Source organism: Kocuria coralli, assembly GCF_008831305.1.
GTDB classification, from domain to species: domain Bacteria; phylum Actinomycetota; class Actinomycetes; order Actinomycetales; family Micrococcaceae; genus Kocuria; species Kocuria coralli.
The window spans coordinates 156,895-178,816 of sequence record NZ_ML708610.1; the positions used below are offsets into that span (position 1 = coordinate 156,895).

Below are 21,922 nucleotides of genomic sequence, written 5' to 3' on the forward strand. Positions count from 1 at the left end.
CCCGAGCCCGGCGCATCCGACAGAGCATGTCCGAACGCACGCAGCCCGAGTCCCCGCGCACCGGTCCCACCCTCGAGGACGGGGTCATCGACGATGGGCACGTTCCGGCGCGCAGGCCGCGCTCGAGGCCGGTGCGCTCCGTGTCCTCCGGCCGTGCCCGCCAGGGCACCGCGGGCCGCGCGGCCCGCCACGACCACTCGGCGCACCGGCGTCGCCGGGGACCATTCCGGGTGCTGCGATTCAGGATGAGCCTGCTGGTCCGCCGGTGGCGCCAGTCCCTGCAGTTCCGCGCCGTGAGCATCGCGATGCTCGGCGCGCTGGTGATCTTCCTGGTCACGGGTGCCTTCCTGTCCCACCAGATCTCGGAACGGCTCTTCAACGACCGGCTGGAGCAGGTCCTCACCCAGTCGGAGGCGGACTTCGGGCAGGTGCAGGCGAGCTTCGACTCCTCCGACGCCGTGGACCGCGAGCAGCTGCAGACCCTGGTCACCGCGACCCTGGACGCCCTGGACTCGGATGCCACCAACAGCCAGCGCCGCTGGCTGCTCGTGCCGTTGTCCACGGACACCGGCCAGACCGTCCTCCCGGCCCAGGCGGAGAGCGAGTGGATGACCTCCGCCACCGTTCCCCGCGAGCTGCAGAACCGGGTCGCGGCGGACGGTGGCACCTACTGGCAGTCGTCCTCCGTCCGGATGGAGGAGGACGGCGCCGCCGTCCCCGTGGTCGTGGTGGGCCACGAGGTGCAGCCCCAGCAGGGCTCCCGCTACGGCCTGTACCTGGTCAACGACTTCTCCCAGCCGCAGAACACCCTGGACGCCATCCACGCCGTGCTCATCCTCGCGACCCTGGTGCAGGCCCTCCTGGTCTCCGGGGTCGTGGGCTACGTGACCCGTGAGGTCGTGCGCCCGGTCTCCTCGACGGCCAGGGTCTCCGAATCCCTGGCGGACGGGAACCTCGGGGTGCGCATGCAGGTCGAGGGATCGCACGAGGTCGCGCGCCTGGGCCGGTCCTTCAACCGCATGGCCGACAACCTGGAGGACCAGATCACCCGCCTGGAACGGCTTTCCAGCATGCAGCAGACCTTCGTCTCCGACGTCTCCCACGAGCTCCGCACGCCCCTGACCACGGTCCGCATGGCGGCCGAGGTGCTGCACAACGCGCGCGAGGACTTCGACCCCGTGAACCGTCGCTCCGCCGAGCTGCTCTACAACCAGGTGGACCGCTTCGACACGTTGCTCGCGGACCTCCTGGAGATCTCCCGGTTCGACGCCGGCGCGGCACGCCTGGACATCTCCGGGTCCAATATCTTCGCCCTGCTCAACGACGTGCTCGAGGCGGCCGCCCCGCTGGCGGCGAACTCCGGCTCCGTGATCCGCGTGCATTCGGACCTGCAGCGGTGCATCGTGCAGATGGATCAGCGCCGCATCGATCGCATCCTGCGCAACTTGCTGGTCAACGCCCTGGAGCACGGGGAGGGCCGCCCCGTGGACATCGTGGTCAAGGCCTCTGACGTGGCGGTCGGCATCGCGGTCCGCGATCACGGCATCGGCATGAGCGAGGAGCAGACCCAGAAGGTCTTCGACCGTTTCTGGCGGGCGGACCCCGCTCGCGCCCGCACGACCGGCGGCACGGGCCTGGGCCTGTCGATCTCCGTGGAGGACACCCGCCTGCACGGCGGCCGCCTGGACGCCTGGGGGGCCCTGGAGGAGGGCGCCTGCTTCCGCCTGACCCTGCCCCTGCTGCGCTCGCGGCCGCTCAACGATGCCGACGTCAGCCCCGTGGAGCTGCCACCCGACGAGGACGAGCTGCCGTCGGTGGCCGTCGTGACCGACACCGGAACCTTCGCCGCCGTCCCCCTCGACCGTGCCTCGGTGATGGCGACCATCACCGAGACCATTCCCGCCGTCGACGCGGACGACGACGATGCCGAGGAGGTGGCCCCTGACGGCTCAGGAGGGACGGTCGGCCCGGACGCCGGCGACGCCGGGTCGCGCCCCGCCATCGGCGGGGACTTCCTGTCCTCGGCCTCCGTCAGCGACCAGGGGGTGGGCGCGGTGTATCCGTCCGGTGCCCTCGACACCGTTCCCGGCCAGGCCCAGACGGACGACGAAGCCGAGCCGGAGGCGGATGGTCCCGCGCAGCGGATCGGCGTCACGGGGGACGGCGCGGCCACCGGTACCGTTCCCGCCGCAGCCGCCCCGGAGCCGGACGGCGAGGCGCGCGACGCCGAGGCCGGAAGCGACGGCGTCCTCGGCGTCGATGCGGAGGACGGCCTCGACGACGATCTCGATGGCGATCTGGACGAGGATCTCGAGGACGATCTCGAGGACGATCTCGACGAGGCCTACGAGGATCTCTTCCTCGACGACACGGGAGAACTGCCCGCCTTCCGCGACGTCAAGCCGGACGACCCGTCAGGGGAGGACCGATGAACCCCAGGAGCCCCAGGAACCGCACCGGGCTGGCCAGGACGACGGCGGTCGCGCTGGCCACCGGCCTGATGATCTCGGGATGCGCCTCGATTCCCCGCTCGGGCCCGGTCCATCAGGTGGAACCGCCCGCCGCGACCGCCACGGAGGAGACCATGCCGGCCGTGGCCGGGCCGGAGGACGGGATGTCGCCCGAGGAGGTGGTCCAGGGATTCCTGGCGGCGGGTCAGGGGCAGGACGACGACTACGCCGTGGCGCGTCAGTACCTTACGAGCGAGCTGGCGGGCACGTGGCGGCCCTACGCGCGAACCGTGGTCTTCTCGGGGGCGGCAGGCATCCAGCAGGGCCTGGAGGAGGACCAGGTCCGGGTCAGCGTGGACGCACGGGCCATGATCGACAGCAACGGGACCATGCAGCGTCAGGAAGCCGGCTCCAGCGAGGGCATGGACGTGGATCTCGTCCAGGTGGACGGCCAGTGGCGGATCTCCGAGGTGCCCGACGGGGTGCTGGTCCCGGCGTCGAACCTGGACGACCTGTACCAGCCCTACAACCTGTACTTCCTGGCAGACGACGGCCAGACCGTGGTCCCCGACCCCCGGTGGTTCCCGGACCGGCCCGGAGTATCCACCTCCCTGGTCCGCGCGCTGCTCAACGGCCCCGCCTCCTATCTCGAGGGGTCGGTGGAGACGGCCTTCCCGGAGGACACCGCGCTCGAGGGGGCGTCCGTCCCCGTGCAGGACGGAACGGCCACCGTCTCGCTCGACGTCCCCAACAACAGCGCGGTGGACGTGGCCTCGAACCGCGAGATGTACTCGCAGCTGACGCTGACCCTGCTGGCCCTGGGCGATGTCAGCCAGGTGGACCTGCTGGCGGGCGGTGGCCAGATGGACCTCGGCGCGGGCGACGAGGCCACCCTGTCCGCCGACAGCATCGAGGTCCCCTCCCGTCAGATCGGCCTGGACGGCGACCAGCTCGTCTTCCAGCAGGGCGGTCAGAGCAGCCCGGACGGCGATCTGGCGGACACCCTCTCGGGCCAGGACCCGAGTCACCCGGCCATGAACATCGACACCGACGGGTTCGCCGCCCTGGTGGACGGCGACTCCGCCATGGTGACCTTCACCACGACGAGCACGGAGCCGGCGGAACGCGTCACCGGCGAGGGTCTGTCGGCCCCGTCCGTCGACACCCAGGGATGGGCCTGGACCGGGAGCGACGACGGGCAGGTCAGCGCTGCGGATCTGTCCCAGCCCGAGGAGGACGCCGTGAACGTCGACGCGGCATGGCTCAACGGGCGGGAGGTCTCCTCCCTGAAGATCTCCCGGGACGGGACGCGGGCGCTCCTGGTGGTCACCGACGGGGATTCGGCACAGGTCCTGATCAGCGGCATCGAACGCGACGACGACGGCGCTCCGCAGTCGCTCAACGAGCCGTACCTGGTGGACACCGGCCAGGGCGCCGGGATGAAGTCGCAGGCCGTGTGGATCAGCGAATCGCAGTTCGTGGCCTCCGCCCTGACCGATCGCAGCGCCGTCCCCAGGCTCTACGACGTCTCCGGACGGTACCGCGACCTGCCCGTCGTGGAGGACGGGGTGAGCAACCTGGCCGGCGGCAACGGCGAGAGCGAGATCTTCGTCGAGTCGGACGGCCGGCTGCGCATGCTCACGGGTGAGTCCTGGTCGCCGCAGAGCGATTCCGTGACCTCCACGGCCTTCGCGGGCTAGCGGCTCCACACCCGGCGGTCTCGGGCGGCACCGGCGCCTCGCCGTCCACTGCCGCGCCGCTGCCGCCGGCAGGCGGGGTCGCCGGAGGACCATGAACGGGTGATCTCCCTCCACGGCCCAGAGCAGGACGACCGGCATCACGCGTGGGACGGTCTCCCGCACGACTCCCGGGGCGATCTCCTGCGCCGCCTCGACCGTCTCGCGACCAGGGGCCACGACCTGATCGCGCAAGGGATCGAACCGGTTCTCCCTCTCGAATGCGTGGTGTGCCGGAGCGCGGCGGTGGCACTGTGCGCCCCGTGCCGGCGGCTGCTGTACCGTACGACCGCGCGGCCCCTCCGGGTGGAGCGGCACGCCCGGCATGCCGCGGGCCTGCCGATCGTGGCCGCCGGGGCCTATGAGCACGAACTGGCCACGTGCATCCTGGCCATGAAGCAGGCCGGGCGCACGGACCTGGTGCCCGTCCTGGCTCCGGTCCTCGGGCGGGCCCTCCGATCGGCGCTGGGCACGCAGGGACCTTCGTGTCCCGTGCCCGTGGAGCTGGTGGGCATACCGAGTTCCGCGCGGGCGCTGCGCCGTCGCTGGTACGACCCCGTGGAGGAGCTCCTGGCGGCGTGCAGGCGCAGCGGCCATCTGACCGCGCACGTGCGGGTGACACCCTGGCTCGTCCATCGCAGCCGGGACCCCGGAGCAAACCTCCGCGATCTGCCCGGCCGCCTGCGTCCCGGCGGAGGCGGCCCCGGAGCGCAGAAGACCCTGTCGGCGGATCAGCGGCTGGGAACGGGACAGCAGCGGTTCCGGGTGGCGCCCGGCCGCCGGATGCCGGGAGGCGTCCGAGCGGGCCCCGGCACGGTGGTGCTGATCGACGACGTCGTGACCACCGGCGCCACGCTCGCGCAGGCGCGAAGGAGCCTGGAAGCCGCCGGTGCGGAGGTGCTGGGAGCGGTGGTCCTCGCGGCGGCGAATACGCCCGGTGAGAACAGGCGGAACCAGATCGCCGAGGAGGCCGATCAAGATGAATTCGCGGTGTGAGCAGGGTAACGTTGTGGCTACCGGGACAGCTTCCCGGGGTGGGGGTCCGCCTTCGCCGACCTCCTCAGCGACCAGCGAGACTGGAGGACACCATGGAGCTCATCGTCCAGGGACGCAACGTCAGCGTTCCGGAGCGGTTCAAGGAATACGTGGCCGAAAAGGTTGTGAAGTTCGAAGAGCTAGGTGACAAGGTCCAACGGATCGAGATCAAGGTCGTGAAGGACAACCCGATCCCCGGCCGGGACGGGATGCGCGTCGAGGCCACCGTGATCGGCAGGGGACCTGTCCTGCGTGCCGAGGCCCGGGGGGACGACAAGTTCGCGGTCTTCGACGAGGCCTACGCCAAGCTGATCGAGCAACTGCGCCGCGCCCGGGATCGCCGCAAGGTCCACCGCGGCAACCACCGGCCCACCGCCGTCTCCGAGGCAACGGGAACGTTGCCGGTCGCGCCCCTGAACGGTCCTGTCTACGCGTCGGCCGAAGCGCTCGCGGCGGCCGAGGACGAAGCCTTCGACACCTCGTACGCCCTGGCCGACGACGTTCCCCCCGTCGAGATCCGGCGCAAGAGGTTCCCGGAGGAGCGGATGACGGTCGATCAGGCCGTGGACCGGATGGAGCTCGTGGGGCATGACTTCTACCTGTTCGTCGACTCCGAGACCGGTGAGCCATCGGTGGCCTACCGTCGCAAGGGCTGGGAATACGGCGTGATCGGCCTCAGCCCCCAGGTCACCGACGCCGAGTCCGAGCCGGCTCGCGCCTACCAGGCCGGCTGACCAGGTCACGGGGCGTCCGGACCATGCTGTAGCCGGGCGCCGACGGGAACGGTGCGGCGGGAGTCTCCCGCCGCACCGTCTGCGTGTCCGCTGGCGTACACTGGATCGGATTGCCAAGCCCCCAACTTGTGCTGCGCGAGCTGCCGGGTAGCCCCGGCGGGCGGCCAGCACCAGCGGCTACCCAGCTGTGATCGACGGCTGCAGAGACGAACAGACTTACAAGGAGCGTGAGCACGTGGCGTCAATCTTGGAGAAGGTGCTCCGGACCGGTGACAAGAGGCTGCTCAAGCGCCTGCGCGAATACGCCGAGGCGATCAACTCCCTCGAGGACGGCTACCGGGAGTTCACCGACGCCGAGCTGCGCGCCGAGACGAAGGCCTTCCGGGCTCGTGTCGACGACGGCGAATCGCTCGACCGCCTGCTCCCGGAGGCCTTCGCCGTCGTCCGCGAAGCCTCCTCCCGGACCCTGGGCAAACGTCACTACGACGTCCAGCTGATGGGCGGGGCGGCGCTGCACCTCGGCAACATCGCCGAAATGAAGACCGGTGAGGGCAAGACCCTCGTGGCCACCGCTCCCGCCTACCTCAACGCCCTGTCCGGCAAGGGCGTGCACGTGGTCACGGTCAACGACTTCCTGGCCGAGTCCCAGGCCGAGCAGATGGGCCGTATCTACCGCTTCCTGGGGCTGGAGACCGGGACCATCCTCTCCGGGCAGGACCCGGCCACCCGCCGCAAGCACTACGCGGCGGACATCACCTACGGGACCAACAACGAGTTCGGCTTCGACTACCTGCGCGACAACATGGCCTGGAGCGTCGAGGAGCTCGTGCAGCGCGGGCACAACTTCGCGATCGTCGACGAGGTGGATTCCATCCTCATCGACGAGTCGCGGACCCCGCTGATCATCTCCGGTCCCGCCTCGGGTGACGCCAACCGGTGGTACTCGGTCTTCGCCACGCTGGTCCAGCGCCTGAAGCTGGACGAGGACTACGAGGCCGACGAGAAGAAGCGCACGGTGTCCGTGCTCGAGGAGGGCATCGACAAGGTCGAGGACTGGCTGGGCATCGAGAACCTCTACGACACGGCCAACACCCCGCTGATCGGGTTCCTCAACAACGCGCTCAAGGCGAAGGAGCTGTTCCAGCGCGACAAGGACTACGTGCTCATGAGCGGCGAGGTGCAGATCGTCGACGAGCACACGGGCCGTATCCTCAAGGGCCGCCGCTACAACGAGGGCGTCCATCAGGCCATCGAGGCCAAGGAGCGGGTGGAGATCAAGCCCGAGAACCAGACCATGGCCACGGTCACGCTGCAGAACTACTTCCGGCTCTACGACAAGCTCTCCGGCATGACAGGCACCGCCGAGACCGAGGCGGCCGAGTTCATGAACACCTATGAGCTGGGCGTGGTGGCCATCCCCACCAACAAGCCCATGATCCGGCAGGATAAGACCGATCTGGTCTACAAGAACGAGATCCTCAAGTTCGCCGCCGTCGTGCAGGACATCGAGGCACGGCACAAACGGGGGCAGCCGGTGCTGGTCGGCACCACGTCCGTGGAGAAGTCGGAGTACCTGTCCAAGCTGCTGGCCAAACGCGGAGTTCCCCACGAGGTGCTCAACGCCAAGAACCACGCGCGCGAGGCGGCGATCGTGGCCCAGGCGGGGCGGAAGGGCGCCGTCACCGTGGCCACCAACATGGCCGGCCGTGGCACGGACATCATCCTGGGCGGCAACGCCGAGGCCATGGCCATCGAGCGGATGAAGGAGAAGGGGCTCGACCCCGAGCGCGATCTCGAGGGATACGAGGCCGCCTGGCCCGCGGTGCTGGCGGAGGCCGAGCTGGAAATCGGCGACGAGCACGACGAGGTCCTGGAGCTCGGCGGGCTCTACGTGCTGGGCACCGAGCGGCACGAGTCGCGGCGCATCGACAACCAGCTGAGGGGCCGATCCGGTCGTCAGGGCGATCCCGGCGAGTCCAGGTTCTACCTGTCCCTGACGGACGACCTCATGCGGCTGTTCAACGCCGGCGGCGCCGCGCGGCTGATGGCCAATGCCGCCGACGACTCCGCCCTGGAGTTCCGGATCGTCTCACGGGCGATCGCCTCCGCCCAGAACCAGGTCGAGGGCCGCAATACCGAGCAGCGCAAGAACGTGCTGAAGTACGACGACGTCCTCAACCGACAGCGCAAGGCGATCTACGTGGACCGCCGCAGGATCCTGGAGGGCGACGACCTGCGCGGCCAGATCCAGCAGTTCGTCTCGGAGGTCGTGGGCTCGATCGTGGTCGACCGCACCCGGGAGGGCCACCCCGAGGACTGGGACCTCGATGCCCTCTGGGAGGCCCTGGGGATGGTGTACCCGGTGGGGCTCTCCTCGGACGAGCTCATCGAGGAGGCCGGCGGCCGGGAGAAGCTGACCACCGCGTTCCTCCGGGAGCAGATCGTCTCGGATGCCCAGGTCGTGTACGAGGAGCGCGAGGAATCCGTGGGCGCGGAGAGCATGCGCAACCTGGAACGCCGCGTACTGCTGTCCGTGCTGGGGCGCAAGTGGCCTGAGCACCTCTACGAGATGGACTACCTCAAGGACGGCATCGGCCTGCGCGCCATGGCCCAGCGCGATCCCCTGGTGGAGTACCAGCGCGAGGGCTTCTCCATGTACGAGTCGATGATGGGGGCCATCCGGGAGGAGACCGTCACCTACCTGTTCAACATGGACCTCTCCCGGCAGCGGGCCGGAGCCGGGGGTGCGGTGAAGGTCAAGGTGCCCAAGCAACCGCGGTTCCTGCAGTTCTCGGCGCCCGGCGAGGACGGCGCGGCCGATGTCCATACCGAGCCGAACACCACCGCATCGGACGAGGATCAGGATCCGGAGGACACCGGGAGCCAGGCATCCCCGACCGATACCCAGTCGGTGCCCGAGGTGGAGGGCGCGCCCGCCGACGGCAAGGGCGAGCAGTCCGCTCAGCACACCTCGCGCGCCGAGCGTCGTGCCGCGGAGGCGGCGGCCAGGCGCAAGGGCAAGAAGAAGAACAAGGCGCGCCGGGACGCCTGACCGGGCGGCCGGCCCATGGTGCCGACACTGCGTTCATGGTCCGGCCGGCGCGCGGTTCAGCCGATCTCCAGGATCGTGATGCGCCAGGCCTGCTCGGGGCGTTCGGCACGCAGGACCACGGCACGGGTCCGCGCGTCGTCGCGGACCACCAGGGCGACCTCGTAGACGCCGTCTGCGACGTGGCATACGCGCTGGCGGACGACCTCCGAATGGCGGTAGACGCCCTGCAGGGCGGTGTTCGAAGGCTCGTGCGTCCTGCGCTGCTGGAGAAGTTCTGCACGACGACGCAACTTCTCGACGATCTCCGGCGTGGTCCAGCGCAGCAACTGCCCTGCGGTGCGCGTCCCGGCCAGTACCTCGAGGGCCGCCACCGTGACTGCGCGGGTCAGCGCGGTCACGCGCTCGCGTTCGGTCCCGGGTCTGAGATCCTGTGCGGCGCGCTGCTCTGCACGCCAGATGTATCCGGCGGCTCTGCGCGGGGTCGATTCATTCCGGGCGACGATGGACATGGCATGCTCCTGACGGGCGGCTGGCGGTCACGAAGGACGGCGGGCGATGCCCCGCCGGGCAGGGTGCGTGCGCTGGGATCGCGGAGCCGCCGCTACGACCGGAGGCCGTCATGATCCGGCGCTCCGCAGGTACTCCGGAAGGTCGAGGACCGTCCCGGGCAGGAGGAGATCCGGGTCCGGGATGTGGCTGCCGTTGGCCTCCCACAGATGCGGCCAGGTCGCTGCGATATCCGCCGGAGAGGCCTCGGGGCCCAGGAGGTCCGCGGTGATGGACCACAGGGACTCGCCTCCGCGGACGGTCACGGTCCCGTCCACGACCCGGGACGCCCCTCCGGCAGGCCCCGGCCGGGCGACCTCGACGGGGCCGGTGGCGATCTCCGGAACGGCGGACGCCGCTGAATCCGCGGGTCCAGCCTCGGGACTCGACGGAGACTCGCCGGGGGCGGACCAGAAGGGGGAGCCGGAAGAGGTGCTCCCGCTTCCGGTGCCCCCGTCCTGATGGGTCGTCGCATCGTGCGGGTCGGTTGCGGTCGACTGCTGGGGAGAGGCGACGGCGGCCCCGGGCGACAATGCGGTGAGACCGAGGGCCGCCAGCCCGATCAGCACGGAGGCCGCGGGCGTGCGGGCCACGGTGCCGTCTCCGGCGCGCGAGTACCTCGTGGGCGGTTCAGCCTGGGACTCGCACGGCTCGATGCGGGGTGAGCTCGGTCGTGGTGGGGTGAACCGGACTGCCTGCCGAGGACTCATGGTCCGCCTCCCGTTGCCTGACGCCGAGAATGAGATCAACCGCGATGGTCATTTGATGTCGTTTGATTGCATTAGATGCTGTTAGAGCATGGTGGATAAGATCAGGTGATGAGTCAAGGGGTGAGCGTCACCGCTGTGGACTACGACGTAAAGTGACATCCGGCACACGATCGGACGCACGAGCGTGCGGCGGAACCTGGGGGAGGGCGGGACGATGCGGTGGGATGACCTGTTCGCGGACATGGAGGCCCAGCTGGCAGCGGCTCGGTACCGTGATATCGAACTAGAAGCCGCCGAGCTGACCCGTGCGGAGACCTCGGAGGCGTTGCTGGAGGACCGGTTCGCGGCCCATATCGGCCATCGGGTGCGAGCGGGCCTTCGCGGCGGCCTGGTGCTGGAGGGATGCATCGCTTCGGCCGGGACGGACTGGACCGTCGTCGAAGATGCCGGGAGCGAGACCCTGGTGCCGATCCATGCCATCGACTGGGTGGAGGGCCTGGGACTGCGGCGTCAGTCGCCCGAGCAGCGCCGTCGTCTGGGGCTGCCCCACGCGATCAGAGCTCTGGCGCAGGCGCGGGCAGGGGCCACGGTGCATCTGGCCTCCGGCCCGGCGGTGCTTCTCGAGGGAACGGTCGATCGTGCGGGCCGTGACCACCTGGACCTGGCTCTGCACCCTCATGACGAGTTCCGGCGTCGTCGCTCCGTGCGGTCGGTCCGCACGGTTCCCTACGCGGCGATCGCCTGCGTGGTGGCTCAAGGGCAGGGCGCCGGATCGTAGGCCGGGGACCGGATCCTGCTCCCGGGCGGGCCGTCAGTCCAGTGACGCCCCGCTGCGCACGGCCTCGGCCGTCTCCTGATGCTTGCGCTGCACCCAGTCGTCGAACACGGTGATCTGGATCCGCCACTGGCCCCGGCCGCCGATCTGGATCGCGGGCAGCTCTCCGGACCGGACCATGGCACGCACCTGTGCCGGGGAGGCGCTGAGGATCTCAGCCACGTCCGCCAGGGTGTAGAACTGCGCGTTCGCCACGTCTGCTCCTCACACGTCTGCTCCTCATGGGGCCGGCAGCGCCGGCAGCGCCGGCAGCGCCGGCGGGGTCGGTCGGTGTGCCACCAGTGTGCCACCGCCGAGCGGCGACGCGTCGATATCCACATGTTCCGATGCAAATCGGTCGTTCTGGGGTTTATTGCGCGGTTCCCGTCCACAGATCGACCGACGGCCTCGAATCTCCGCCTTCCGATGGGTCACTATGTCCACGCGAGTTCGTGCTCCAGAGGGGAGAGACCGGGTGGCACATGGAACGGGCAGACGCAGCGGCGCATCTGGGCCGGGTCGACCGGCGGAGGCCGCGGGGGGCGGCCGGTTCCGCCGTCCGGGGTGGAAGGAGCCCCGCCTCCTGATCGGCGTGGGCCTGGTGGTGGCCTCCGTGGCCGGGACCACCGCGACCATGGCATGGGCCACGGCCACCGAGCCCTATGTGGTCGCCGCCCGAGACCTCGACGTGGGCACCCGGATCTCCGCGGAGGACCTCCGCACGGTGGACGTGCGTCTGGAGGGGACGGAGGGCACCTACGTCCGGGACGCCGCCGAGGTGGGGGAGGGAGACGTGATCGTCGAGAGGGTTCCCAGCGGGCGGCTGCTGCCCGCCGGCGCGGTGGGCTCGGCGGAGGACCTGGACCGCCGCCCCATGGGCATCCCCCTGGAGACCGCTCTTCCGGCCGAGACCTCGGCCGGGGACGTCGTGGACCTCTGGGTGTCCCGGCGGGAGAACACCGGGCGGGGCTGGAGCGAGCCAGTCCAGGTGCTCTCCGGGGCTGAGCTCGCTTCCGTCGAGCGGGCTACGGGAACTCTGGGAGCGGGAACGGGGGCGACCGCTCAGGTGCTGGTCGAGGAGCAGGATGTCTCCGCCGTCGTGGACGCACTGGCCAGTGAGTCGCGGATTACCGTGGTGCCGCACATGGGCGGTGGCGGGTGAGCCTGCCACTGGTCACAGCCGGTCCGGCAGCCGCCCTCCTCGCCCATGAGATCGACCGGCTCCACGGACCGGTCACCCTCGTCCGCCGGGCCTCGGATCTCGTGGAGGTCCTCTCTGTGGTCCGGTCGGGCCTGGCCAGAGCGGTGCTCGTGGCGGAGTGCGCCCCGGAGTTCGCGGGTGAGGCCGTCGACTCCCTCCTGGCGGGAGGGGCGGTCGTCGCCGTGGTCGAAGGGCACGACGAGGACCGGCTGGTACGGCTCGGAGCGATTCTTGTCCCTGCAGACCTGCCCGCCCAGGACGTCGCGGAGCTGCTGCTGGAGGCTTCCCGTCGTGCGGAGGCCGGGCTGGGCGGCTCGCAGGGTCGTGGCCCGGACCGGACCGAGCCGACCGCTCAGGGCGCGTATCCCTCCGCCGGACACGGCCCGAGCGACGACCCGGCGGAGGAGGGCGAGCGGTACAACCGCCCGGACGGCCCGTCCCTGCCGGGGAGCCCGCCGAGCACGGGTATCCCGGGCTCGGCTGATGAGGCCCGGTCCCCGCTTGCCGCGGAGGACGAAGAGAGCCCCCGGCGCCCGGGGGAGCCAGGAGCCGGTGCCGAGGCCGTCCGAGAGTCCCCGGGGGTCGTCGTGGTCTGGGGGCCGCACGGTTCCCCCGGCCGGAGCACGGTGGCCGTCAACGTGGCTGCTGAACTGGCGGTGCTGGGCCATCCCGTCACCCTGGTGGACCTGGATACCTGGGGGCCGTCGGTCGCGAGCCTCCTGGGGCTCCTGGACGAGTCCGCGGGCGTGGCCCTGGCCTGCCGCGCCGCGGATCGCAACCGCCTGGACCTCGCCGCCCTCGACCGTGCGGCCGTGCGGGTGGACCTGGGGAAGACGCACATCGACGTGCTCACGGGCCTGACCCGATCCGAACGCTGGCCGGAACTGCGCGCGGCCTCGGTCCGGCGCCTGCTTCAGGCCTGCCGTGCGGCGGGGGAGCCCCACTGGGCCGGGGACGGCGAGGAGGGCGGAGAGCGGCCGGCGGCGACGCCGCAGCCGATCGTGGTCGTGGACGTCGGCTTCAGCCTCGAGGAGGAGGAAGAGCTGAGCTTCGACACCGAAGCCCCTCGGCGCAACGCCGCGACGATCACCGCCCTGGAGGAAGCCGACCTGGTCCTCGCGGTGGTCTCCGCCGATGTCCTGGGAATGCCGCGCGCTGCCAAGTCCCTGCCGGCCCTCACCGAATACACCGCCGCCCCGGTCCTCGTGGTGGCCAACAAGGTCCGCCAGGCAGCCGCGGGCCGGGCTCCCCGGGCTGCCATCCGGGAGGCCTGGGATGCCATCGGCGCTCCGGTCCCGATCTCGGCCTCGGTGTCCTTCGAGTCCGCGACCGTGGACCGGGCGGCGCTGGACGGGTCCGTGCTGGCCGAAGCCGCCCCGGCCTCCACGGTCCGGACCGAGCTGCGCAGCCTGGCCCGTCAGGTGGCAGACGGCCTCGCCGGAGGAGAGCTCCCGGACGACGACGGGGAGGAGGTGACGGGCACGAGTTTCGGCCGGCGCCTTAGCGGATGGTTGCGCCGGTGATAATCTGCGGAAGGACCTGGGCACCTGATCAGGTTCCCGGGTGCCGGCGAAGACACCGCGGCCTCGGTCGTCCGGACCACCGAAAAGGTTGCTCTCTTGCCGCTGACCGCCATCCAGGATCGTCCCGAGGTTTCAGCGCGCGCGATCGACCATCTGCACCTGCTGCTCGGAGACCTGCAGATCGTCGCCGATCTGGGCATGGGCGACGTCATGCTCAGCGCTCCGGGCGAATATACGAGAGGACCCGCGGAATCCCGCCGCCCCGCCGTGGGAGCCTCCATGAACGTGATCGCCCATACCCGGCCGGGCACCGCCCAGACGGCGTACGTCGAGGACCAGCTGGGGCGGGAGATCGAAGCCGGCCTGTCGGACTTCCTGCGTGAGGCGTGGGTCCAGCCGACCGTCTCGGTCTACAGGGACCGCAACGCCCGCCGCCAGGTCTTCGCGGTTCCCGTGACCTTCGAGTCCGTCACCCTCGCGGTGCTCTCGCTGCATGCGGAACTCGGCGACGCCCGTCTGTCGGGCTGGGACCTCACCTACCGGGACAGCGCCATGGACCTGATGCGCATGGCGCATACCTGCGCCTGGCCGGCGGAGGGCATCCCGCAGGCGCCCGGGAGGGGCGCGCCGCGCGTGGACGACGGCGTGATCCGGCTCACCGCCGACGACAGGGTGCGTTTCATGTCTCCCAACGCCGTGTCCGCGGTCAACCGGGTCGGCGCGGGCCCCCAGGTCCTGGGAGAGTTCCTGACCGACGCCCTGGCCACCGCGCTCCCCGTCGGCAAGCAGGTCGACGAGGTCCTCATGGGCGTTCTGCGCGGGAGGATGGCCGACTACGCCGAACTGCGCCACGGGCGCGCCGCCGTGACCTTCCGCTCCATCCCCCTGAAGCTCGGCGGGGACCATCTGGGAGCCGTGATCCTGTGCCGTGACGTCTCGGAACTGCGCCGCCGGGAACGTGAGCTGGACTCCAAGGACGCGACCATCCGCGAGACCCATCACCGGGTGAAGAACAGCCTCCAGACGGTCTCCGCCATGCTGCGCATGCAGGGCCGCCGGGCCGGCAGCGAGGAGGCGAAACGCGGCCTGGCCCAGGCGATGGGCCGGGTGGAGACGGTGGCCATGGTCCATGACGCCTTCTCCAAGACCCCTGAGGGCGCGGTCGATTTCGACACCTACATCGCCCGCCAGCTGCGCACCATCGTGGACCTCGCGATTGCCGACGCGCGAGTCGGCACGGTGCTCAACGGCCGTTTCGGGGAGCTGCCGGGGCATATCGTGACCCCTCTGGCCCTCGTGCTGAACGAGGTGGTGACCAACGCCGTCGAGCACGGCCTGGCCGAGCGCGGCGGGACGGTGACCGTCACCGCGACGAGGCGCCCATGCGCGCAACCCCTGCCGGAGGACGCCGGGCAAGGGGGCGCCAGCGAGGAACTGGTCGTGACCGTGGAGGACGACGGCGCGGGCCTTCCCGACGACTTCCCCCTGGGGCGCTGGGCCGCCGACCAGGACTCCGCGGAGTCCACCCGTCCCAAGGGGCTGGGGTCGCGGATCGTGCGGAACCTGGTGCTCGGGGAGCTCGACGGCTCCATCACGTGGGGGCCGGGAGAAAAAGGCGGCACGATCGTCGAGACGATCGTGCCGCTCTATGCAGAGCCGGAGTAGCGGCTCGCGAGGAGGCGAGGGCCGCGCTCAGGAGGCGCGGCGGGCGCGGGCGTTGCGGCGCTTGAGCGCGCGACGCTCGTCCTCGCTCATGCCGCCCCACACGCCGGCGTCCTGGCCCGAGGACATCGCCCAGGTCAGGCACTCGTCCATCACGGCGCAGCTGCGGCATACAGCCTTGGCCTCTTCGATTTGCAGAAGGGCCGGTCCGGTGTTCCCGACAGGGAAGAACAGTTCCGGGTCCTTCTCGAGGCAGGCTGCGCGAGAGCGCCAATCCATCAGTGATGGCTCCTTTCGAATGCGCCCGCCGGCGCGGGTATGTGACGACAGACCCGTGTCGGCGGGGACGCAGTAGGCGAGGGAAGACGCGATGCGATTCAGCGACCGCGTCTGAAAACTTGCCTAGACTTTCGCATGTGAACACCGCGTGAACAAGGGGTTTGGGAGGTTCATCACACCACTTCATAGCGAAATGTGATGGGCTTCCCAGCAAAGGCCGGACGTGCTCGCATCCCCTGGCGGTGACGCTGCCCTCCACCCCGATCGTGGCGCTCCGGCGCAGTTCCTCCCGCCCGAATCGCGACCAGAATCGCCGACCCGTATCCGCAAGGAGCCGCAGTGCCCTCAACCACCCGTCCAGCACGTTCCGACGGCGACGCCGCCTCGGCGCCCGTCCGACCGCAGGCGATAGTCCCCCTGGTGCTGATCGTCGGCGCCCAGGCGTTGATCCTGGGTGCCGGAGCCGCATACATGGTCTTCTCCCTGGCCACGGGGCAGGTGTGGTCCGTGCCCGGTGCCATCTTCCTGATCGTGGTCTTCGGCTCCGGATGCCTGTGGCTGGCCGGCGCCGCCCGCGGTCTGTGGCGGGGGAAACGCTGGCCGCGAGCCGCGGCCTTCACCGTCCAGCTGTTCTCGCTCGTGGCGGCCGGTGCCATCGTCTACCCCATGAGCGCCATCGGCGCGGTCGTCCTCATCGTCGCCGCCGTGACGGCCATGGTGTGCCTGTTCCTGCGCCCCGTCGTCGACTGGACCACGCAGGAACTGCGCCCCGAGCTGCGGTGACGACGACGATCGTCCCGCCCGCCGCCACTGCCGTCGTGAACCGTTTCACGCGCGCAAAACTGCGTGGGGTGCGCTGTCCTCATGGCGCACTCCGGTACTTTGGGCATAATGCCGGACCGGTGCCCCTGTGCGCCGGCAAGTCACTCCTTCGCCACAGCATCGTGGGGACAGGGGACGCAATGGGAACGGAGACATCGTGAACGCTGATCTTGTCGTGGTCGGATCGGGCCTGTTCGGCCTGACCGTCGCTGAACGGGCTGCCAACGAGCTGGGACTGAAGGTCGCGATCATCGACCGGCGCCACCACATCGGCGGGAATGCCTATTCGGAGCGCGAGGATCGCACGGGCATCGAGGTGCATCGCTACGGCGCCCACCTGTTCCACACCTCCAACGAACGGGTGTGGGAGTACGTCAACCGCTTCACGGAGTTCACCGGCTACGTGCACAAGGTCTACACCCGCCACCAGGGCGAGGTGTTCCCCATGCCCATCAACCTGGGCACCATCAACCAGTTCTTCCGGGGAGCGTATTCCCCCGGTGAGGCCAGGGCGCTGATCCAGGAGCAGGCCGGCGAGCTGGCGGGAACGGACCCGCAGAACCTCAACGACAAGGGCATCCAGCTCATCGGGCGGCCGCTGTACGAGGCGTTCATCAAGCACTACACGGCCAAGCAGTGGCAGACCTCCCCGGAGGAGCTGCCCGCCTCGATCATCACCCGCCTGCCGGTGCGCTACACGTACGACAACCGCTACTTCAACGACAAGTACGAGGGCCTTCCGGTGGACGGTTACACCGCCTGGCTGGAGCGCATGGCGGCGCAGCCGAACATCGAGGTGCACCTCAACACCGACTTCTTCGACGACTCCCAGGAGTTCTCCAAGGCCAACGTGGTCGGCCAGGTCCCGGTGGTCTACACCGGCCCCGTCGACCGGTACTTCGACTACGCCGAAGGCGACCTGTCCTGGCGCACCATCGACCTGGAGGAAGAGGTCCTCGAGATCGAGGACTTCCAGGGCTGCTCGGTCATGAACTACCCCGACGCCGACGTCCCCTTCACGCGCATCCACGAGTTCCGCCACTTCCACCCGGAGCGCGACTACACCAAGGACGCCACCGTGATCATGCGCGAGTTCTCACGGTTCGCGGAGAAGGGCGACGAGCCCTACTACCCGGTGAACACCAGCGTCGACCGCCAGAAGCTGCTCAAGTACCGCGACCTCGCCGCGGGGGAGTCCTCCGTGCTGTTCGGCGGACGCCTGGGCACCTACAAGTACCTGGACATGCACATGGCCATCGGCGCCGCGCTGTCCATGTTCGACAACAAGATCGCCCCGCACTTCTCGGGCGGCAACAAGATCGAGTCGGGAGGCATCGACGCGTGAGCGAGCAGACCGCCGAGCAGGCAGCTGAGCAGTCCGAGTCCCAGCAGGACGCCCAGGGATACCTGTCCAAGATCTCGAACACCCCGGGCCGCAACGGGCAGAAGCTGCGCGAGGTGGCCCGCGTGGTGCTTCCCGCGAACCAGGACCTGGACGCCCTCCCGCTCTACGTGGACGGCCCGGTCCTCAAGGAAGGCCAGACGGCCGCCGGAACGGAGGTCGCCGAGCACCCCGACGACCTCCTCTCCCGCAGGTCCATGCGGATCCGTCCCGGGCGCCGGGTGTCCTTCGGCTCGTACTTCAACGCCTTCCCGGCCTCGTACTGGCGCCGGTGGACCACTGCGGAGAAGGTCGTGCTGTCGGTGGGCACCCAGGGCTCCGGCTCGCTGATCGTCTACCGCTCCAACGCCCGGGGGATCTCCCAGCGGGTGGAGGACCGCCGGGTCCGGGGCGGTGAGGTCAACGACTTCGAGCTCACCCTGGCGCCCTTCGGCGACGGCGGCTGGTACTGGTTCGACCTGATCGCCGACGACGAGGGCATGACGCTGGAGGGCGCCTCCTGGTCCGTCGTCGACGACCGCCCCGCGGGCACCGTGACGCTGGGCGTGACCACGTTCAACCGCCCGGACTACTGCGTGAACACCATCCGCACCATCGCGGGGGCCGACGGCCTCGACGATGTCCTGGACGAGCTGATCATCGTGGACCAGGGCAACAAGCTGGTCGAGGACGAGGACGGCTTCGACGCCACCGAGGACGCGATGGGCGGCAAGCTGCGCGTGATCCGACAGGGCAACCTGGGCGGCTCGGGCGGCTTCTCCCGCAACATGTACGAAGTGGTCCAGGGCCGTGAGGACGGCTCCAAGTCCGACTACGTGCTGATCCTCGACGACGACATCCTGCTGGAGACCGAGGGCGTCCTGCGCGCCGTCGCCTTCGCGGACTTCTGCCGCAAGCCCACCATCGTGGGCGGCCACATGTTCGACATGTACAACCGGCCTCGGCTCAACGGCTACGCCGAGGTGATCAACCGCTACCGCTTCCTGTGGGGCCCCATCGACGACCTGGGCGGCCTGGACTTCTCCGAGGCCGGGCTGCGCTCGCGGCCCACGCTGCACCGCCGCTGGGATGCCGACTACAACGGCTGGTGGATGTGCCTGATCCCGCGGGTGGTCCTCGAGGACGTCGGCCTCTCCCTCCCCGTGTTCATCAAGTGGGACGACTCCGAGTACTCGTTGCGCGCGGCCGAGGCGGGGTACCCCACGGTCTCCCTGCCCGGTGCTGCCGTGTGGCACGTGTCCTGGATGGACAAGGACGACGCCGTCGACTGGCAGGCCTACTTCCACGAGCGCAACCGGCTGATCGCGGCCCTGCTGCATTCGCCGTTCCCGCGGGGCGGGCGGATGATCCGCGAGTCCTTCAACGTGGACACCAAGCACACGATCTCCATGCAGTACTACGCTGCCAGCACGGTGCTCATGGCGATCGAGGACGTGCTCCGGGGCCCCGAGCACCTGCACGGGATGCTCGGCACGAAGATGCCGGAGATCCGGGCGCTCAAGGACGAATTCACGGACGCCCAGATCAGCAAGGATCCGGGAGACTTCCCGGCGGCCAGGCGGTCCAAGCCGCCCAAGCGCATCGGCCCGCCCAAGCCGCCCACCTACCGCGCACTGCTGCCCTGGGCCGCCAAGACCGTGGTCAAGCAGATCGCGCTGCCGGTGCGGGACCTGGCCAAGACGCACCCCGAGGAGCAGGTCGCCCACCAGGACGGCAAGTGGTACCACCTGTCCACGCTGGACTCGGCCGTGGTCTCCAACGCCGATGGCACCGGCGCGTCCTGGTACAAGCGCGACCCCCAGGCCGTCCGGGACCTGCTGGCCCGCAGTGCCAGGCTGCACGCGGAGCTGTTCTCCCGATGGGAGGCCCTGGCCAAGCAGTACCGCGAGGCGCTTCCGCAGATCACCTCCCCCCAGTCCTGGGGGCAGACCTTCCAGGACAACCCGCCCGTCGAGAAGTAAACCCGGTCGCCGCCGCCGGAAGGCCGCGGCGACCGGCGGCCCGTGCCCTCCGGAGTATCGTCCCGGGGGCGCGTGGCCGGTCACGGTGGCTGAGTCGTGGCCGGCCGTCACAACCCAAGGAGCAAGCATGAGCGCACCCGCGCCGGAGTTGATGACCCCGGGCAAGGGCAGAGGGTTGCTGGACGTGTTCCACAACCGCTATCTGCTGCGGCTGATCGTGGACAAGGAGATCCAGATCCGGTACCGCGGGACGGTGCTGGGCCTGGTGTGGTCCTATCTGAAGCCGGGCGTGCAGTTCGCCGTGTTCTTCATCGCGCTGGGCGTCTTTCTGGGGCTGAACCGCGGGCTGGAGAACTTCGCGGTCTACCTGTTCTCGGGCATCGTGCTGATCAACTTCTTCAGCGAGATCTTCGGCAACGCCTCCCGCTCCATCACGGACAATGGCGGTCTGCTCAAGAAGATCTACCTGCCCAGGCAGCTGTTCCCGGTGGCCAACCTCTTCGTGGCCATGGTGCATTTCGTCCCGCAGATCATCATCCTGGCCATCGCGGCCTTCGCCACGGGCTGGTTCACCGGCGTGGACGTCAAGCAGGTGCTCGCCATCCCGGTGGCGTGCCTGATCATCGCCGTCTTCGCCCTGGGTCTCGGCCTGATCTTCGCGACCTTCAACGTGTTCTTCCGCGATGCGGAGAACTTCGTGGACATGATCCTCATGGTCGCCACCTGGGCCTCCCCGGTGCTCTATTCCTGGACCATGGTGCGCGACCAGCTGTGGGACTGGGTGTACTACGTCTACTTCCTGAACCCCATCACCGTCGCCGTGGAGCTCTTCCACTACGGCCTCTGGTATCCCACGGTGAACGATGCGGAGCTGTGGCACATGCCACCGCATCTGCTGACCATATGGACCCCCATTGCGCTGGTGATCGCGGTGCTGACCATGGTGGCCGGGGACGCCCTGTTCCGCCGTCACGAGGGCAACTTCGCCCAGGAGCTCTGAGCCGTCATGACCACCATCCCCTTCAAGAAGCCCGGAGTCGTCCACAGCGAGGAGACCGTGGCGATCCGCGCCAAGGACATGACCAAGTGGTTCGTCCTGCGCCACACCCGGTCGATCAAAGAAGCGTTCGTGTGGCTGGTCAAAGGCCGCAAGGGCGATCTCTCCGACCGTTTCAAGGCCCTGGACGGGGTCACCTTCGACATTCACGACGGCGAGACCGTGGCCCTGCTCGGCTTCAACGGCTCGGGCAAATCCACCACGCTGAAGATGATCTCCGGCGTGATGCACCCGGACTCCGGCTCCGTGGGCACCCGGCGGAAGGTCGCCGGCCTGATCGAGGTGGGCGCTGGTTTCCATCCGGACCTCACGGGCCGGGACAACGTGTACCTCAACGGGGCGATCCTGGGCATGGACAAGGCCGAGATCGACGCGAAGTTCGATGACATCGTGGCCTTCTCCGAGATCGGGGAGTTCATCGACACCGAGGTGAAGTTCTACTCCTCGGGTATGTACCTGCGCCTGGCCTTCGCCGTGGCGATCCACACGGACCCGGAAGTGTTCCTGGTGGACGAGATCCTCTCGGTGGGCGACGAGCCGTTCCAGAAGAAGTGCATCGCTCGGATCAAGGACCTGGTCCGCCGCGGCAAGACCCTGGTGGTGGTCTCCCACGACCTGGACCTGATCATGGACATCTGCGAACGCGGGATCGTGCTGGAGCACGGCCGCATCACCTACGACGGCTCCTCCGTCGGGGCGGTCGCCAGGCTGCGCGATCGCCCTGTCGAGGAGGTCCAGCGCGAGCAGAACGAGCGGGTGGAGCGCCGCCTGTACTGGAAGCACGAGGAACGGCAGAAGGCAGCGGAGGAGGCCGCCGCACGCGGCGAGACCTTCGTGCCGGAGTACGATCCCGAACTGGACGATCCGGAGGATCTGGACGACCCCAGCAAGATCAAGCGCACCAAGGGACGCTGAGCGGCGCCGTCGTCGTCGCGGCT

General features: G+C 69.5%; 18 protein-coding genes. 14 read left to right on the forward strand and 4 right to left on the reverse strand.

Features of this window, described 5'->3' with window-relative positions; genetic code table 11:
- Positions 1-26 precede the first annotated feature (26 nt).
- From mtrB to secA, 5 genes are all read left to right on the forward strand, one after another.
- Positions 27-2,432: an MtrAB system histidine kinase MtrB gene (gene mtrB, locus FCK90_RS00695; protein ID WP_246179862.1), complete on the forward strand. Its 2,406-nt coding sequence runs from the start codon at positions 27-29 to the stop codon at positions 2,430-2,432.
- Entirely contained in the window at positions 2,429-4,150 is a 1,722-nt protein-coding gene (locus FCK90_RS00700; protein WP_158032388.1) for an LpqB family beta-propeller domain-containing protein, read from the forward strand. Before mtrB ends, FCK90_RS00700 begins: the two co-directional genes overlap by 4 nt.
- 99 nt (positions 4,151-4,249) lie before the next feature.
- Positions 4,250-5,182, forward strand: a complete 933-nt coding sequence (locus FCK90_RS00705) for a ComF family protein (RefSeq protein ID WP_158032389.1) — start codon at positions 4,250-4,252, stop codon at positions 5,180-5,182.
- Positions 5,183-5,274: 92 nt separating this feature from the next.
- Positions 5,275-5,955, forward strand: coding sequence for a ribosome hibernation-promoting factor, HPF/YfiA family (gene hpf / locus FCK90_RS00710; protein ID WP_158032390.1), 681 nt, complete (start codon positions 5,275-5,277; stop codon positions 5,953-5,955).
- Between the two features lie 235 nt (positions 5,956-6,190).
- Complete coding sequence (secA, locus tag FCK90_RS00715; RefSeq protein WP_158032391.1) at positions 6,191-9,007, forward strand: preprotein translocase subunit SecA; 2,817 nt, start codon at positions 6,191-6,193, stop codon at positions 9,005-9,007.
- Between the two features lie 56 nt (positions 9,008-9,063).
- Here the strand turns inward: secA and FCK90_RS00720 are convergent, their stop codons facing one another.
- Positions 9,064-9,516, reverse strand: a complete 453-nt coding sequence (locus FCK90_RS00720) for an Rv3235 family protein (protein ID WP_158032392.1) — start codon at positions 9,514-9,516, stop codon at positions 9,064-9,066.
- A gap of 108 nt (positions 9,517-9,624) precedes the next feature.
- Complete coding sequence (locus tag FCK90_RS00725; RefSeq protein ID WP_158032393.1) at positions 9,625-10,146, reverse strand: LysM peptidoglycan-binding domain-containing protein; 522 nt, start codon at positions 10,144-10,146, stop codon at positions 9,625-9,627.
- Between the two features lie 331 nt (positions 10,147-10,477).
- Here FCK90_RS00725 and FCK90_RS00730 point away from each other — a divergent pair, with 331 nt between their 5' ends.
- A complete protein-coding gene (locus FCK90_RS00730; protein ID WP_158032394.1) occupies positions 10,478-11,041 on the forward strand; it encodes a hypothetical protein in 564 nt (187 codons plus the stop codon).
- Positions 11,042-11,074: 33 nt separating this feature from the next.
- Here the strand turns inward: FCK90_RS00730 and FCK90_RS00735 are convergent, their stop codons facing one another.
- Positions 11,075-11,293, reverse strand: a complete 219-nt coding sequence (locus FCK90_RS00735; protein WP_158032395.1) for a helix-turn-helix domain-containing protein — start codon at positions 11,291-11,293, stop codon at positions 11,075-11,077.
- Positions 11,294-11,552: 259 nt separating this feature from the next.
- Here FCK90_RS00735 and FCK90_RS00740 point away from each other — a divergent pair, with 259 nt between their 5' ends.
- The 3 genes from FCK90_RS00740 (at position 11,553) to FCK90_RS00750 (ending at position 15,466) form a co-directional block, all read left to right on the forward strand.
- The gene (locus FCK90_RS00740) at positions 11,553-12,239 is read left to right on the forward strand and encodes an SAF domain-containing protein (RefSeq protein WP_181954144.1); all 687 of its coding nucleotides are present in this window, start codon (positions 11,553-11,555) and stop codon (positions 12,237-12,239) included.
- Entirely contained in the window at positions 12,236-13,801 is a 1,566-nt protein-coding gene (locus tag FCK90_RS00745) for a CpaE/TadZ family protein (RefSeq protein WP_158032397.1), read from the forward strand. The genes FCK90_RS00740 and FCK90_RS00745 overlap by 4 nt, the downstream gene beginning before the upstream one ends.
- A gap of 96 nt (positions 13,802-13,897) precedes the next feature.
- Positions 13,898-15,466, forward strand: a complete 1,569-nt coding sequence (locus FCK90_RS00750) for a sensor histidine kinase (protein ID WP_158032398.1) — start codon at positions 13,898-13,900, stop codon at positions 15,464-15,466.
- Positions 15,467-15,493: 27 nt separating this feature from the next.
- Here FCK90_RS00750 and FCK90_RS00755 read toward each other — a convergent pair whose 3' ends face one another.
- Positions 15,494-15,742 carry a WhiB family transcriptional regulator gene (locus tag FCK90_RS00755; protein ID WP_158032399.1) on the reverse strand — a complete coding sequence of 83 codons (249 nt, stop codon included), beginning with the start codon at positions 15,740-15,742 and terminating at the stop codon, positions 15,494-15,496.
- Between the two features lie 339 nt (positions 15,743-16,081).
- Between FCK90_RS00755 and FCK90_RS00760 the strand changes: the two genes are divergently transcribed.
- The 5 genes from FCK90_RS00760 (at position 16,082) to FCK90_RS00780 (ending at position 21,899) form a co-directional block, all read left to right on the forward strand.
- Positions 16,082-16,525: a hypothetical protein gene (locus tag FCK90_RS00760; RefSeq protein WP_158032400.1), complete on the forward strand. Its 444-nt coding sequence runs from the start codon at positions 16,082-16,084 to the stop codon at positions 16,523-16,525.
- Between the two features lie 196 nt (positions 16,526-16,721).
- Positions 16,722-17,909: a UDP-galactopyranose mutase gene (gene glf, locus FCK90_RS00765; RefSeq protein WP_158032401.1), complete on the forward strand. Its 1,188-nt coding sequence runs from the start codon at positions 16,722-16,724 to the stop codon at positions 17,907-17,909.
- Positions 17,906-19,927 carry a glycosyltransferase gene (locus FCK90_RS00770; RefSeq protein ID WP_425481674.1) on the forward strand — a complete coding sequence of 674 codons (2,022 nt, stop codon included), beginning with the start codon at positions 17,906-17,908 and terminating at the stop codon, positions 19,925-19,927. The genes glf and FCK90_RS00770 overlap by 4 nt, the downstream gene beginning before the upstream one ends.
- 127 nt (positions 19,928-20,054) lie before the next feature.
- Positions 20,055-20,927 carry an ABC transporter permease gene (locus FCK90_RS00775; protein ID WP_158032402.1) on the forward strand — a complete coding sequence of 291 codons (873 nt, stop codon included), beginning with the start codon at positions 20,055-20,057 and terminating at the stop codon, positions 20,925-20,927.
- A gap of 6 nt (positions 20,928-20,933) precedes the next feature.
- Complete coding sequence (locus tag FCK90_RS00780) at positions 20,934-21,899, forward strand: ABC transporter ATP-binding protein (protein ID WP_158032403.1); 966 nt, start codon at positions 20,934-20,936, stop codon at positions 21,897-21,899.
- Positions 21,900-21,922: the final 23 nt, after the last annotated feature.